The organism is Klebsiella sp. CN_Kp066, from assembly GCF_040065135.1.
Lineage (GTDB): Bacteria > Pseudomonadota > Gammaproteobacteria > Enterobacterales > Enterobacteriaceae > Klebsiella > Klebsiella oxytoca.
This window is the reverse complement of record NZ_JBEAIU010000057.1, coordinates 52,384-66,201: the sequence shown is the minus strand read 5'-3', so window position 1 is coordinate 66,201 and position 13,818 is coordinate 52,384. Positions and strand designations below refer to the sequence as shown.

Genomic DNA, 13,818 nt, shown 5'->3' with positions numbered 1-13,818 from the left:
GTTGCCATAAAAAAACGGGGCCTACGGGCCCCGTTACTATTTACGCTGTTATGACGCCAGCGACAGCTCAGACTTTCCCGCGTGCTGCGCCAGCCATTCGCTAATGCGCGCCTGCTGTTCATCCGTGAGCCACATGCCCTGCTTGGTCCGCCGCCAGATAGCGTCATCCAGTGAACGAACCCATTCATGTTCAACCAGATAGCGCAGTTCGGCTTCAAAAAACTCATGACCGAAATGTTCGCCCAGATCGTCCAGCGAGGTCGCCTTATCAAGGATCAACTCGCTGTTGCTGCCGTAGGTGCGGGCGTAATGGCGGGCCATCGATTCACTGATAAACGGGAAGCGGCGGCGCAGCTTAGCCGCATAGTCATCACGGCCGCCGCCGATATCGCCGCCGGGCAGCACCGCGGTTTTGGTCCATGCCGGGCCAATGCCTTTGTAGTAAGGCGTCAGTTTCTCCAGCGCGTGTTCGGCCAGCTTACGGTAGGTGGTGAGCTTACCGCCGAAGACCGATAGCAGCGGCGCCTGGCCGTTCTCATCATGAATATCGAGGGTGTAGTCGCGGGTGATCGCCTGCGGTGAATCAGATTCATCATCGCACAGCGGGCGCACGCCCGAGTAGGTCCAGACAATATCGTCCCGGGTGAGTTGTTTTTTAAAGTGAGCGTTATAGACGTTCAGCAGATAGTTAACCTCTTTGTCATCGATCGCCACCGCTTTTGGATCGCCTTTATATTCGACGTCGGTGGTGCCGATGATGGAGAACTCGTCCATCCACGGGATCACAAAGACAATGCGTTTATCTTCATTTTGCAGGATATAGGCCTGCTTCTGCGTATGTACACGCGGTACGACGATATGACTGCCTTTAATCAAGCGGATACCGTACGGAGAACGCAGGTGCATCCCCTCGTCGAAGAACTGTTTGACCCACGGGCCGGTCGCGTTAACCAGACCGCGCGCCTGCCAGGTGAACTTTTCACCGCTATCAATATCTTCCGCTTCGACAATCCACAAACCGTTTTCACGTTTTGCTGAAATGGCGCGGGTGCGCGTGCGTACTTCTCCACCTTTACGCACAACCATCTGGGCATTGGCCAGCACCATGCGCGCATCGTCGACCCAGCAGTCGGAATATTCGAAACCGCGCACGATTTCAGGTTTAAGTACTGATTCTGTACCAAAACGCAAACCGGTTGATCCAGGCAGGCTGGTGCGCTTACCGAGATGGTCGTACATAAACAGGCCAATGCGGATCATCCACGCCGGACGCAGGTGCGGGCGATGCGGTAAGCGAAAACGCATCGGGAAGGCGATATGCGGGGCCATTTTTAATAACACTTCACGCTCGGCCAGCGCTTCGCTCACCAGGCGGAATTCATAGTGTTCGAGGTAGCGCAGCCCGCCGTGAATCAGCTTTGAGCTGGCGCTGGATGTCGCGCAGGCCAGATCGCGCGCCTCCAGCATCAGCACGGATAAACCACGCCCTGCGGCGTCTGCCGCGATACCGGCACCGTTGATGCCTCCCCCTATCACAATCAGATCTTTGGTTTCCACGCTGCTACCTCTTACACTTTCGTTTAAGCTCACAAATGTTCGATATCGCTCAATATAGCAAACAATCGCGCCATTGGTAACATCAAAAAAACATTTCAGAGTGATGCGTGTAACATATTGGCGTTTATTTCGCGCCAGGCTGTACACTAGGCGCTAAAATCCGGGGCGTTTCGTCGCCTGCCTGTAGAAAAAAAGAGAGCTTATGGATCACTTTGAATGTATTAACGTAGAAGAAGCCCACCAGAAAATGCATCAGCAGACGGCGGTGCTGGTGGATATCCGCGACCCGCAAAGCTTCGCGATGGGCCATACGCCGGGCGCGTTTCATCTGACCAACGATACGCTGGGCGCGTTTATGCGCGACAACGACTTTGATACGGCGGTCATGGTGATGTGCTATCACGGTAATAGCAGCAAGGGCGCTGCGCAATATCTGCTGCAGCAGGGTTACGACAAGGTGTACAGCGTGGACGGCGGGTTTGATGCCTGGCACCGGCATTTTCCGGCGGAAGTCGCGCATGGCGCAGTTTAGGCGTTAGCGCAGGTTGTGGCTATAATATCCCCCTTTGTGTGGAATAAGCGAACCGCTGCATGTTAATGATTACCTCTTTTGCCAACCCGCGCGTGGCCCAGGCGTTTGTCGACTATATGGCGACGCAGGGAATTATTTTGACTATTCAGCAGCATACGCAGAGCGATATCTGGCTGGCTGACGAGAGCCAGGCCGCGCGCGTGCAGGCCGAACTGGCCCGATTTCTTGAAAATCCAGCCGATCCGCGCTATCTGGCCGCCAGCTGGCAGTCGGGGCACACCAATAGCGGGCTGCACTACCAGCGATTCCCTTTTTTAGCGACGCTTCGCCACAACGCCGGGCCGGTTACCTGGAGCGTTCTCTTCGCCTGCATCGCCGTCTTTGTCCTGCAATCGGTCATTGGCGATCAACCGGTCATGATGCTGCTGGCCTGGCCCTACGATCCTTCGCTGAAATTTGAAGTCTGGCGCTACTTTAGCCATGCCCTTATGCACTTCTCGCTGATGCATATTCTGTTCAACCTGCTATGGTGGTGGTACCTCGGCGGGGCGGTAGAAAAGCGAATCGGCAGCGGCAAGCTGGTGGTGATTACGGTGATCGCCGCTTTGCTGAGCGGCTTTGTGCAGCATCAGTTCAGCGGCCCGTGGTTTGGCGGACTCTCCGGCGTAGTCTATGCGCTAATGGGCTATGTCTGGCTGCGGGGCGAGCGCGATCCGCAGAGCGGCGTTTATTTACAGCGCGGCTTGATACTCTTCTCCTTAGTATGCTTAGTTGCTGGATGGTTTGATGTTTTCGGCATGTCGATTGCGAACGGTGCGCACGTGGCTGGTCTGGTGACCGGGCTGGCGATGGCGTTTGTTGATACGCAGAATGTGCGAAAACGAACGTAGAGATTCCCAGGGATATTTCATGAAACAAACACAACGTCATGACGCGATTATCGAGCTGGTAAAAAAACAGGGATACGTCAGTACCGAAGAACTGGTCGAACAGTTTGCCGTCAGCCCGCAGACCATTCGCCGCGACCTGAATGATTTAGCCGATCAGAAAATGATTCTGCGCCACCACGGCGGCGCTGCGCTACCTTCCAGTTCGGTGAATACTTCCTGGCACGACAGGAAGTCGACCCAGACCCAGGAAAAAGAGCGCATCGCCCGTAAGGTCGCGAGTGAAATTCCCGATGGCGCGACGCTGTTTATCGATATTGGCACCACGCCGGAAGCGGTGGCTCATGCGCTGCTTAACCATAACGATTTGCGCATCGTCACCAATAATCTCAACGTCGCCAATACGCTTATGGTGAAAGAGGATTTCCGCATCATTCTGGCCGGCGGCGAGCTGCGCAGCCGGGATGGCGGTATTATCGGTGAGGCCACGCTCGACTTTATCTCTCAGTTCCGACTCGATTTTGGCATTCTTGGCATCAGCGGCATCGACAGCGATGGCTCGTTGCTGGAGTTTGACTACCACGAAGTGCGCACCAAACGGGCGATTATTGAAAACTCCCGCCACGTAATGCTGGTGGTTGATCATTCCAAATTTGGCCGCAATGCGATGGTGAATATGGGCAGCATCAGCATGGTTGATGCGGTCTATACCGATGTGATGCCGCCCGCAGGAGTACTGAAGGTGATTACCGATAACAACCTTCAGCTGGAGCTGTGCTGATCCTTTAGCATTTCCCAGCTCAGGCCAAAGCGCGCCAGATACTTGCGCAGCCGATCCGCGTCGTTGACCGTTGCTTTGCCGAGGCGTGAAATGTTAAAGAGCTGGCGTCCGGCATCGGAAATCGTTGTTGCCTGCTGGCATACGGCAATGACGTTTTGTAGATGCAGGCGATCAAAGAGGTCAAGATTTTCCACCTCCGCCCCCAGTAGCGCGTCGAGCGCTGAGGGGCGGCGATCGTTCCAGCTGTAGCGCAACCGTTCAATCTCATCCTCCACCGTGCTTACCGTGATGCGACCGTTTTCCGCCAGGGTCGCCATGCGGGTCACGCTGGCGGAGAGTTCGCGGAAGTTGCCGCTCCACGCCGCCTGGGGCGAGGTGGCGAACGTCAGCCACGCGCGGCGCGCTTCGGTATTAAAGCGCACGCTGTCGCCGGTTAGCGCGGCGTGACGCTCCATTTCATACTCGAGATTGGGTTCGATATCTTCCTGGCGCTGACGCAGACCGGGCAGTTCAAAGGTCCACAAATTAATACGTGCGTAGAGATCTTCGCGGAACTGGCCCTGCGCAACCCGCTGGCGCAAATCGCGCACGGTGCCGGCGATGAGCTGAAAATCGCTGCTGACCTGCTGGTCGCTGCCGAAGGGATAGAAGCGTTTTTCCTCAATGGCCTTCAACAGCATCGCTTGTTCATCTGCTCCCAGTTCGCCAATCTCATCCAGGAAAAGCATCCCGCCGTTAGCGCTGCGCAGCAGGCCAGCCCGTTCTTCCCTTGCGCCGGTAAAAGCGCCTTTGACATGGCCAAACAGCGTCGACATTGCGGTATCACCGCGCAGGGTGGCGCAGTTCACCTCGACGAGCGGACCGTTAAACTGATGGCGCGCCAGCTTTAACTCATAAATGCGGCGGGCAAGAAATGATTTACCTGCGCCGGTGGGGCCGTTCAGCAGAATCGGCGAACGGGAGCGGATAGCGACGCGCTCAATATTCTCGATCGTGCGGTTGAAGCGCGGGTTACGGGTCGCGATACCGGATTTCAAAAAGTTAAGCGTCTCTTCCCGTTCCTGGGCGAAGCGGCTGGCGATAGCGTTATAGCGGCTGAGGTCGAGGTCAATGATCGTCACGCCGCCCGGGGTATGGGGCTTGTCTTTTTTCCGCGGCGGGGAGGTTTGCGCCAGTCGCGCCGGGAGATAGCGCGCTTCGGCCAGCAGGAACCAGCAGATCTGCGCCACGTGAGTGCCGGTGGTGATGTGTATCAGGTAGTCTTCATCTTCAGGATGGAACCGGTGGCTGCGGGCAAAATCGTGCAGGCAGGCGTAAACCTCCTCGAAATCCCATGGATTGCGGATGGTCATCTCAACGCCGACGACCTCCGTTTCCGGCGATACGCTGGCGATATCCTGCTTTAAGGTCTCAAACAAGCCGCGCGAACGGGCGTCGTAAAGCAGCTCAAGGCGATGAACAACCAGTGTTTCCTGCTGACACAGGCATAAGGTTGGCCGCCATTTCTCCCAGCGCTGGCTGCCGCGGCCAACATAATCCAGTACCGTACCGACAAAACCAAAGGCTACCGTTTTGCGCATCTTAGATTTCCTTATAAAAGACGATATTTAATTATCGTATTTTCGCTTCCCGCACGCAGTGTCTTTTTGAATGAAGCGCGGGAAAAAATAAATAAATCATAAAAATCAAACAAATAATTTTATTTTTATAATCTGGCACGCAGGTTGCAAAGACACTGTCATGGAGAATAACGGAACTAGGAAATCAGATGGCTAATCTACTTCAGTTCCGTTCCGCCGTTATAACGCGCCGGCAAGTTCTCATGATGCGGCTCCGGTTAAGCCGGCGTTAAGATGCTTCACAACTTGTCGCCGCCCTATTAATAAAATGAGAAAAGACAATGAATTATGAATTGATGGCCACCCAGAACGCCCCGGTGAAAATGTGGACCAAGGGCGTACCCGTGGAAGACGAAGCGCGCCAGCAGTTGATTAACACGGCAAAGATGCCGTTTATTTTCAACCATGTTGCCGTTATGCCCGATGTGCACCTTGGTAAAGGATCGACAATCGGAAGCGTGATCCCCACTCTCGGTGCGATTATTCCGGCTGCGGTTGGCGTGGATATCGGCTGCGGAATGAATGCGCTGCGCACCAGCTTAACGGCGGCGGATCTTCCGGATAACCTTGCTGAATTGCGTAGTGCGATTGAAGCCGCCGTGCCGCACGGACGGACGACCGGGCGGGGCCGTCGTGACGCGGGGGCATGGGAAAATCCACCGGCTAACGTTGACGCGCACTGGTCAACGCTGCATGCGGAGTTTCAATGGCTAACCAGTAAATATCCGCGCTTCCTTAACACCAATAACTACAAGCACCTGGGAACGCTGGGAACCGGTAACCACTTTATTGAAATTTGCCTCGATGAGGCGCAGCAGGTTTGGGTGATGTTGCACTCCGGTTCACGCGGAATTGGTAACGCCATAGGCACCTATTTTATTGAAATGGCGCAAAAAGATATGGAGCAGCATATTGCGAACTTGCCCTCGCGCGATCTGGCTTATTTCTCTGAAGGCAGCGAGCATTTCGTGGATTACGTTCGGGCGGTGAGCTGGGCCCAGGATTATGCGCGCGCCAACCGTGAAGCGATGCTGGAAAACGTGCTGCTGGCGCTGCGTAAAACCATCGACAAGCCCTTTACGCTGGTGAGCGAAGCGATTAACTGCCACCATAACTATGTGCAAAAAGAGCAGCATTTTGGGGAGGAGATTTACGTTACCCGTAAGGGGGCGGTATCCGCCCGGCGCGGTCAGTACGGGATTATTCCGGGATCGATGGGCGCGAAAAGCTTTATTGTTCGCGGACTCGGTAACCCGGAGTCGTTCTGTTCATGCAGCCACGGCGCCGGACGCGTGATGAGCCGTACCAAAGCAAAAAAGCTGTTTAGCGTAGAGGATCAGATTCGCGCCACCGCGCATGTAGAATGCCGTAAAGATGCAAACGTCATCGACGAGATCCCGATGGCCTATAAGGACATTGACGCGGTGATGGCCGCGCAGTCCGATCTGGTGGAAATTGTGCATACCCTGCGTCAGGTGGTATGCGTGAAAGGATAATGTAATGAAAAGGATGATTACGCTGGACGGCGCGCAGGGAGAAGGCGGCGGGCAGATTTTGCGCTCGGCGCTGAGCCTGTCGATGATAACCGGCCAGCCGTTTGAGATTATCGGCATCCGCGCCGGTCGCGCTAAACCGGGCCTGCTGCGCCAGCATCTCACGGCGGTACGGGCGGCGGCCGAGATCTGTAGCGCTCAGTTGAGCGGCGATGAGCTGGGCTCGCAGCGGCTGCGTTTTGTCCCTGGGCCGATTCGCGGCGGAGCGTATAAATTTGCCATCGGCAGCGCGGGCAGTTGCATGCTGGTGCTGCAAACGGTGTTACCGGCGCTCTGGTTTGCCGATAGCCCGGCCCGCGTCGAAGTCAGCGGCGGCACGCATAATCAGGCGGCCCCGAGCGCGGATTTCATTTGCCGCGTCTGGGAGCCGCTGCTGGCGAAAATGGGTATAAACCAGCGTACGGCTTTGATCAAGCATGGCTTCTATCCGGCCGGGGGCGGCGCCGCGCTAACGGAAGTGGCGCCGAGTGCGTCACTCAGCGGGCTAGAGCTGCTTTCGCGTGGTGAAACGAATTGCCTCACCGCAGAAGCGCTGCTGGCGGCGGTTCCTTACCACGTTGGCGAGCGCGAAGTGATAGCGCTGGAAGCCTGGCTGCCGCTGGCAGATAAAAAAATTCGCGTGCTGGAGGGCGGCGCCGGGCCGGGAAATACGCTGTCGCTGACCGTGGAGTGCGAACATCTTACGGAGCTGTTTATGGCTTTTGGCTCCAAAGGCGTGAGTGCTGAAAAGGTTGCGCACCAGCTTGCTTCGCAGGTCAAACGCTATCTGGCAAGCAAAGCGGCTGTGGGGGAATATCTGGCCGACCAGCTGATATTACCGCTGGCGCTGGCGGGCGAAGGTGCATTTACCGTCGCGGAAGTATCGGCGCATTTGCTGACCAATATCGCGGTGGTTGAGCGGTTTCTGCCGATCCGATTTACCTGTGAACCGAGTGATATTGGCTATCTTATTCAGGTTCGCGATTAAACTTTGCGGTATCGCCGGAAACGTAAAGTGGTGATTCTCTTCTGTCTCGGGAAAAGGCCGGAATGAGGGCTGTTTTGCGCATGTTCTTCCCCTGACCCTCTCCCCGAAGGGGCGAGGGGATCGTTTCGCTGGCCTTTTTTAATGACATAACAATGCGTTAGCGTTTTAGGTAAAGCAGAATAGTTTTCCACAGATCGCGCAGGAATTAGACTCCATATCCCATCATTTTAAGCAGCTGCTGGGCATGCTGAACGGCATCCTGGCGGTGCGCGACGCCCAGCTTTTGATACAAATTGCGAATATGCGTTTTAATCGTGGTGGCGGCAACGTCCAGCTCGCCGGCAATCTGCTCATTGCTGTAGCCGGAATAGATAAGTCCCAGTACCTGCCATTCGCGCTGGGTTAGCGGGCTGGTGCGGATGAGCTCTGGCACTTCCGGGTGGTTCAGCAGCCGCTCGACGAAGCTCTCGTCAAAGTGGGCGAATTTGTGGCGATGATGCTGGTTAATATCGCGCAGAATACGCTGGGCGCGGTGTTGCTCGAGCTCCGGCAGGGTATTGAGCTGAATCAGCTGGCGCAGCTGCTGCGCCATCGCTTCACCTTCAATCACAAAATGATTGATAAACCCGGTGCGGTTGGCGAGGGTGAGCGCTTCCAGTAGCGCTTTCTGCGCTTCGCTTTTACGCCCGGCCTGCCAGTAGAGCTGGTTGAGCAGCAGCAGGTTGCGGTTGAGATCGCTCATCAGACGCAGCGAGCGGGCGTTATCGTTTAGCTCTTCCAGCACCATTTCAGCGGAATCAAAATCACCGAGCAGGATCTGCGCGCGGGCGATATTGCGCCACTGGCTCTGCAGGAAGTGGTTGTTAGCGAATTCCGGTTTGGGCGTCTGACGCAGCCAGTTTGCCGCGGCGGCTTTATCGCCGACCATCTGCCAGTAGATCACCCGGACTTTATCGGCATTGGATACCCAGTCGCTATGGTAATGACCGTTGCCAAGCAGATTCTCCAGGCGATTCAGATGGCTGCGGGCGTTATCCAGATCGCCGCGCGCCAGCGAGCACTGCACCATCAGCGTCAGGCACTGCAGCTGTTGCTGCGGTTGGTAGGACGAAAGCACGTTCATGCCGTTGCGCGCGGAGGTTTCCGCTTCATCCAGCCGCGCCCATGCCCACAGCAGCTGGGAGCGAATACGCAGCAAAAACTCATGCATCGGCAACTGCTCCAGATGCTGTTCGCGAATGAGCTGGAACGCTTTTTCCTGAATTTCCCAGGCGGCCTGCAGGAAACCTTGCGCAAACAGGATTTCGCTTTGCTGGATCATGCTCCATAGCGCGTAGTGCCAGACGTCATGGCGGCGGGCCATCTGTTCCGTCTGCTGCATGACCGCCAGCGATTTACTCAGCTGGCCTTTGCAGTGCAGCACTTCGCCGTGTACCGAGGTCGCTACGATTCGGCTGTAGTAGCTGGCCAGCGGCAGCTCATCAAGTGCCACCATCGCCAGGCGCTCGGCTTCGTCCTGATCGCCGGCGTTGATCGCCACCTGGGCACGCAGGGCGTTGAAATCGCCGTGCATGGCGGTGTCCATTTCCGTATCCATCTCCTGCTCGGCGCGGGCCAGCAGGGTATTCACTTCGCTATAGCGGTGCTGGCTCTGCATCAGCCAGGCCTGCAGGAGAATTAACCGCGGATTTTCCAGCAGGTTTGACCACGGTAGCGCGGCGAGAGACTGTTCCAGCAAGCTCAGCTCGCTATGGTTAAACATGCCCCATGCGTGATTGAGCAGAATATCGCGCAGCATTTTAGCGTCGCCCGCCGCCAGGGCGTGATGGATAGCCTCGGTCGGGAAGCCCTGCGCCATCCAGCTCTCGGCCGCCGCGCGGTGAATTTCCGGCAGCTCGACCGCCAGCTCCCACTGACAGCGCTGGCGCAGAAAATTACCAAACAGCGGATGATAACGGAACCATTCGCCGGAATCGTCCATCCGTTGCAGGAATAGCCCCTGGCGTTCAATCTCCTCCAGCTGCATCTGGCCATTCTCTTCGCCGGTGACGCGGACGATGAGCGCATCGTTCATTGAGCGCAGCAGCGAGCTTTTCAGCAGGAAATTACGCGTTCGCGGATCGACGTTATCCAGCACCTCATCGACCAGATAGTCAGAAAGATGGCTGGCATTAATACCGGCAAGACGACGGGCGGAGTGTTGCGCGGAAGTGTTGTTCTGGCGCGCCGAGAGGGCGATCAGCTGCAGCGCGGTGGCCCAGCCGGCAACATCGTCGCACAGCCTTTTGCTGTCGTCGGCCTCAATAGGCGAACTGAGACGACAATCGAAAAACTGCTTGGCCTCCTGATGGGTAAAAGCGAGCTGCTGGCTGCCGATTTCCAGCAGCTGATCGCGTACGCGCAGGTTGGCGATACCCAGCTGCGGCAGATTACGCGACAGCACCACCAGAGTCATATTTTCCGGCTGGTGGCGGAGGAAGAAGCGCATTGCATCATGAATAACCGGGTTGGTGATCAGATGGTAATCATCAATCACCAGGAATAGCGGGCGCTGCCAGTCGGCCAGTTCGATAAACAGTTGAGCGAAGAGGGAAGGCAGGCTGGCGTACTGGCGCTTTTGCACCATGGCCTCGCTGGCTGCACAGTGGCCGCCGGTCGCCTGCTGAACGGCGGCGATGAGATAGCTGGCAAAACGCTCCTGTTGGTTATCACCTTCATCCAGCGAGAACCAGCCAAGGTCATTTTTCCCCGCCGCCCATTGAGAAACGAGCGTGGTTTTACCGTATCCAGCCGGGCTGGTCACCAACGCGAGACGATAATTGTTCGCGCCGGAAAGTTTCGCCAGTAATCGCTCACGAATCACAGTGTGTTCAAGGCGGACCGGACGACTTAATTTAGACGGAATCAACATAGTTCTTCATTTCGCTGTGCAAGGGAGGGATTGCGAATTTTTTTGCGCTTCGTAATTAATACCCAATAAGGTCGGCCATAATGAATTTTATTGCAAGTTATGTCCGAGTTTTATGCTCTTGAATTTGCTCTATGTCACAAATTTTGACATCGAGTGAAATTGATATAAAGGAGGGCAGCGTGCGCGGTTTCTGGGCTTGCGGGAAATTCAGGCACGACAGGCTAATCTTTTTTTACAATCTAAGTAGTTGTTTGTTTTTATTAAAATATTGTCAGCTTATTCTTATAAGTCATCTTTTTGAGTTATTTCTGCATTAAATTCCGTTTATTCTTCGAATATTTACTTTTATTTCGCCATATTTACAAAACGGCATTTTATGGCCTTTTTATCAGCCAGGCTTGTAACAAAGTTTTGTTCGCCAGGAGAGACAGGTTGCGGGTTCCGCAGCGGCGAATTTTGCAGCATAATTTTGCCGGTAAGCTAACGTAATAGTGGCCACGATCACACTTTTCGCTCATCCCTGCTACTCCTCCCCGGCTAATCCCTGGCGGGATGAGGACGTGACTCCGGGAGGTCGGCACACTAACGCTAACGTTTTAGTAAAGGACCCGGATTTCTTATGTCACAGACTTCTTTTAACAAAGCTCAGTTTCAGGCTGCACTGACGCGTCAGTGGCAGCATTTTGGTTTACAGTCCGCTTCCGAGATGACCCAGCGTCAATGGTGGCGCGCCGTAAGCGGTGCGCTGTCCGAGCTGTTGTCGGCTCAGCCGGTAGCGAAAGCGGCCGCAGGGCAGCGTCACGTAAACTACATCTCAATGGAGTTTTTGATTGGTCGCCTGACCGGCAACAATTTGCTCAACCTTGGCTGGTATCAGCAGGTCAGCGATGAGCTACAGGCGCATGACGTTAACCTGACCGACCTGCTGGAAGAGGAAATCGACCCGGGCCTGGGCAACGGTGGCCTCGGCCGTCTGGCGGCATGTTTCCTGGATTCAATGGCAACCGTGGGTCAGTCGGCCACCGGCTACGGCCTGAACTATCAGTACGGTCTGTTCCGCCAGTCTTTCGCTGACGGGCAGCAGATGGAAGCGCCGGATGACTGGGGACGTAGCAACTACCCGTGGTTCCGCCACAATGAAGCGCTGGACGTACAGGTGGGCCTCGGCGGTAAAGTGACTAAAAATGGTGAGTGGGTTCCGGCATTTGTGATTACCGGCGAAGCCTGGGATCTGCCGGTGCTGGGCTACCGCAACAACGTGGCTCAGCCGCTGCGTCTGTGGCAGGCTAAGCACGCGCATCCTTTTAACCTGACTAAATTCAACGACGGCGATTTCCTGCGTGCCGAACAGCAGGGCATTGACGCCGAAAAACTGACGAAAGTCCTCTACCCGAACGATAACCATCAGGCGGGTAAAAAACTGCGTCTGATGCAGCAGTACTTCCAGTGCGCCTGCTCGGTTGCCGATATTCTGCGTCGCCATCATCTGGCAGGTCGCAAGCTGGCAGAGCTGGCGGATTATGAAGTTATTCAGCTGAACGATACTCACCCGACGATTGCGATTCCGGAGCTGCTGCGCGTGCTGATTGACGAGCACCAGCTGAGCTGGGACGACGCCTGGGCGATTACCAGCAAAACTTTTGCTTACACCAACCACACCCTGATGCCGGAAGCGCTGGAGTGCTGGGATGAGAAGCTGGTAAAAGCGCTGCTGCCGCGCCACATGCAGATCATTAAACAGATTAACGACCGCTTTAAAACGCTGGTGGATAAAACCTGGCCGGGCGACAAGCAGGTTTGGGCGAAGCTGGCGGTGGTGCACGACAAACAGGTTCGTATGGCGAACATGTGCGTGGTCAGCGGCTTTGCGGTTAACGGCGTTGCCGCGCTGCACTCCGATCTGGTGGTGAAAGATCTGTTCCCGGAATATCACCAGCTGTGGCCGAACAAATTCCATAACGTCACCAACGGCATTACCCCGCGTCGTTGGATCAAGCAGTGTAACCCGGCGCTGGCCGCGCTGCTGGATAAAACGCTGAAGAAAGAGTGGGCCAACGATCTCGACCAGCTGATCAACCTCGAAAAATATGCTGATGACGCGACGTTCCGCCAGACGTATCGTGAGATTAAGCTGGCCAACAAGGTTCGTCTGGCGGAGTTTGTGAAGCGGCGTACCGGTATCGAAATTAATCCGCAGGCGATTTTCGATATTCAGATTAAGCGTCTGCACGAATATAAACGCCAGCACCTCAACCTGCTGAATATCCTCGCGCAGTACAAAGAAATCCGCGAGAACCCGCAGGCCGACCGCGTACCGCGCGTGTTCCTGTTCGGTGCGAAAGCGGCTCCGGGCTACTACCTGGCGAAGAATATTATCTGGGCGATCAACAAAGTTGCCGCAGCGATCAATAACGATCCGCTGGTAGGCGATAAGCTGAAAGTCGTATTCCTGCCGGACTACTGCGTCTCGGCGGCGGAAATGCTGATCCCGGCGGCGGATGTCTCCGAGCAGATCTCTACGGCGGGCAAAGAGGCCTCCGGTACCGGCAATATGAAGCTGGCGCTGAACGGCGCGCTGACCGTGGGAACCCTCGACGGCGCCAACGTTGAAATTGCTGAGCAGGTGGGCGAAGAGAACATCTTCATCTTCGGTCATACTGTGGAAGAAGTGAAAGCGCTGAAGGCCAAAGGTTACGACCCGCTGAAGTGGCGGAAGAAAGATAAGCTGCTGGATGCGGTGCTGAAAGAGCTGGAGAGCGGTAAATATAGCGATGGCGATAAGCATGCCTTCGACCAGATGTTGCACAGTCTGCTGAAAGGCGGCGACCCGTACCTGGTGCTGGCGGATTTTGAAGCCTACGTGGCGGCGCAGAAGCAGGTTGATGAGCTGTATCGCGACCAGGAAGCCTGGACGCGCGCAACGATTCTGAACACCGCGCGCTGCGGCATGTTCAGCTCCGACCGTTCGATTCGCGATTATCAGCAACGTATCTGGCAGGCAAAACGCTAAG

The 13,818-nt window shown here is 55.7% G+C and carries 9 protein-coding genes; 6 read left to right on the top strand and 3 right to left on the bottom strand.

Translation table 11 applies throughout. The annotated features are described in order from the left end of the window. Window positions 1-48: 48 nt before the first annotated feature. Window positions 49-1,557 carry a glycerol-3-phosphate dehydrogenase gene (glpD, locus tag ABLV75_RS25305; protein WP_004106483.1) on the bottom strand — a complete coding sequence of 503 codons (1,509 nt, stop codon included), beginning with the start codon at window positions 1,555-1,557 and terminating at the stop codon, window positions 49-51. Window positions 1,558-1,759: 202 nt separating this feature from the next. Here glpD and glpE point away from each other — a divergent pair, with 202 nt between their 5' ends. From glpE to ABLV75_RS25290, 3 genes are read left to right on the top strand one after another with little or no spacing between them, the layout of a single operon-like run. Further along, entirely contained in the window at window positions 1,760-2,089 is a 330-nt protein-coding gene (gene glpE, locus ABLV75_RS25300) for a thiosulfate sulfurtransferase GlpE (protein WP_004106481.1), read from the top strand. Window positions 2,090-2,148: 59 nt separating this feature from the next. Continuing rightward, on the top strand, window positions 2,149-2,979 hold the full coding sequence (glpG, locus tag ABLV75_RS25295) for a rhomboid family intramembrane serine protease GlpG (protein WP_348855208.1): 831 nt from the start codon (window positions 2,149-2,151) through the stop codon (window positions 2,977-2,979). Between the two features lie 19 nt (window positions 2,980-2,998). After that, on the top strand, window positions 2,999-3,757 hold the full coding sequence (locus ABLV75_RS25290) for a DeoR/GlpR family transcriptional regulator (RefSeq protein WP_004106478.1): 759 nt from the start codon (window positions 2,999-3,001) through the stop codon (window positions 3,755-3,757). On the opposite strand, the gene rtcR is transcribed toward ABLV75_RS25290, so the two are convergent. Beyond that, window positions 3,739-5,337 (bottom strand): RNA repair transcriptional activator RtcR, encoded by a 1,599-nt coding sequence (gene rtcR / locus ABLV75_RS25285; protein ID WP_004106476.1) that lies wholly within the window; start codon window positions 5,335-5,337, stop codon window positions 3,739-3,741. The genes ABLV75_RS25290 and rtcR overlap by 19 nt on opposite strands. A 320-nt stretch (window positions 5,338-5,657) precedes the next feature. Between rtcR and ABLV75_RS25280 the strand changes: the two genes are divergently transcribed. Continuing rightward, the gene (locus tag ABLV75_RS25280; protein WP_004106475.1) at window positions 5,658-6,872 is read left to right on the top strand and encodes an RtcB family protein; all 1,215 of its coding nucleotides are present in this window, start codon (window positions 5,658-5,660) and stop codon (window positions 6,870-6,872) included. Window positions 6,873-6,876: 4 nt separating this feature from the next. Next, entirely contained in the window at window positions 6,877-7,896 is a 1,020-nt protein-coding gene (gene rtcA / locus ABLV75_RS25275) for an RNA 3'-terminal phosphate cyclase (protein ID WP_004106473.1), read from the top strand. Window positions 7,897-8,101: 205 nt separating this feature from the next. Here the strand turns inward: rtcA and malT are convergent, their stop codons facing one another. Continuing rightward, window positions 8,102-10,807, bottom strand: coding sequence for an HTH-type transcriptional regulator MalT (malT, locus tag ABLV75_RS25270; protein ID WP_004106471.1), 2,706 nt, complete (start codon window positions 10,805-10,807; stop codon window positions 8,102-8,104). 619 nt (window positions 10,808-11,426) lie between these two features. On the opposite strand from malT, the gene malP reads away from it, so the two are divergent. Continuing rightward, a complete protein-coding gene (gene malP, locus ABLV75_RS25265) occupies window positions 11,427-13,817 on the top strand; it encodes a maltodextrin phosphorylase (protein WP_004106468.1) in 2,391 nt (796 codons plus the stop codon). Window position 13,818: the final 1 nt, after the last annotated feature.

Bases quoted from the DNA above. Each gene is read 5' to 3' on its own strand.
- glpE (WP_004106481.1), top strand. From the start codon at position 1,760: ATGGATCACTTTGAATGTATTAACGTAGAAGAAGCCCACCAGAAAATG.
- rtcR (WP_004106476.1), bottom strand. From the start codon at position 5,337: ATGCGCAAAACGGTAGCCTTTGGTTTTGTCGGTACGGTACTGGATTAT.
- ABLV75_RS25280 (WP_004106475.1), top strand. From the start codon at position 5,658: ATGAATTATGAATTGATGGCCACCCAGAACGCCCCGGTGAAAATGTGG.
- malT (WP_004106471.1), bottom strand. From the start codon at position 10,807: ATGTTGATTCCGTCTAAATTAAGTCGTCCGGTCCGCCTTGAACACACT.
- rtcA (WP_004106473.1), top strand. From the start codon at position 6,877: ATGAAAAGGATGATTACGCTGGACGGCGCGCAGGGAGAAGGCGGCGGG.
- ABLV75_RS25290 (WP_004106478.1), top strand. From the start codon at position 2,999: ATGAAACAAACACAACGTCATGACGCGATTATCGAGCTGGTAAAAAAA.
- malP (WP_004106468.1), top strand. From the start codon at position 11,427: ATGTCACAGACTTCTTTTAACAAAGCTCAGTTTCAGGCTGCACTGACG.
- glpG (WP_348855208.1), top strand. From the start codon at position 2,149: ATGTTAATGATTACCTCTTTTGCCAACCCGCGCGTGGCCCAGGCGTTT.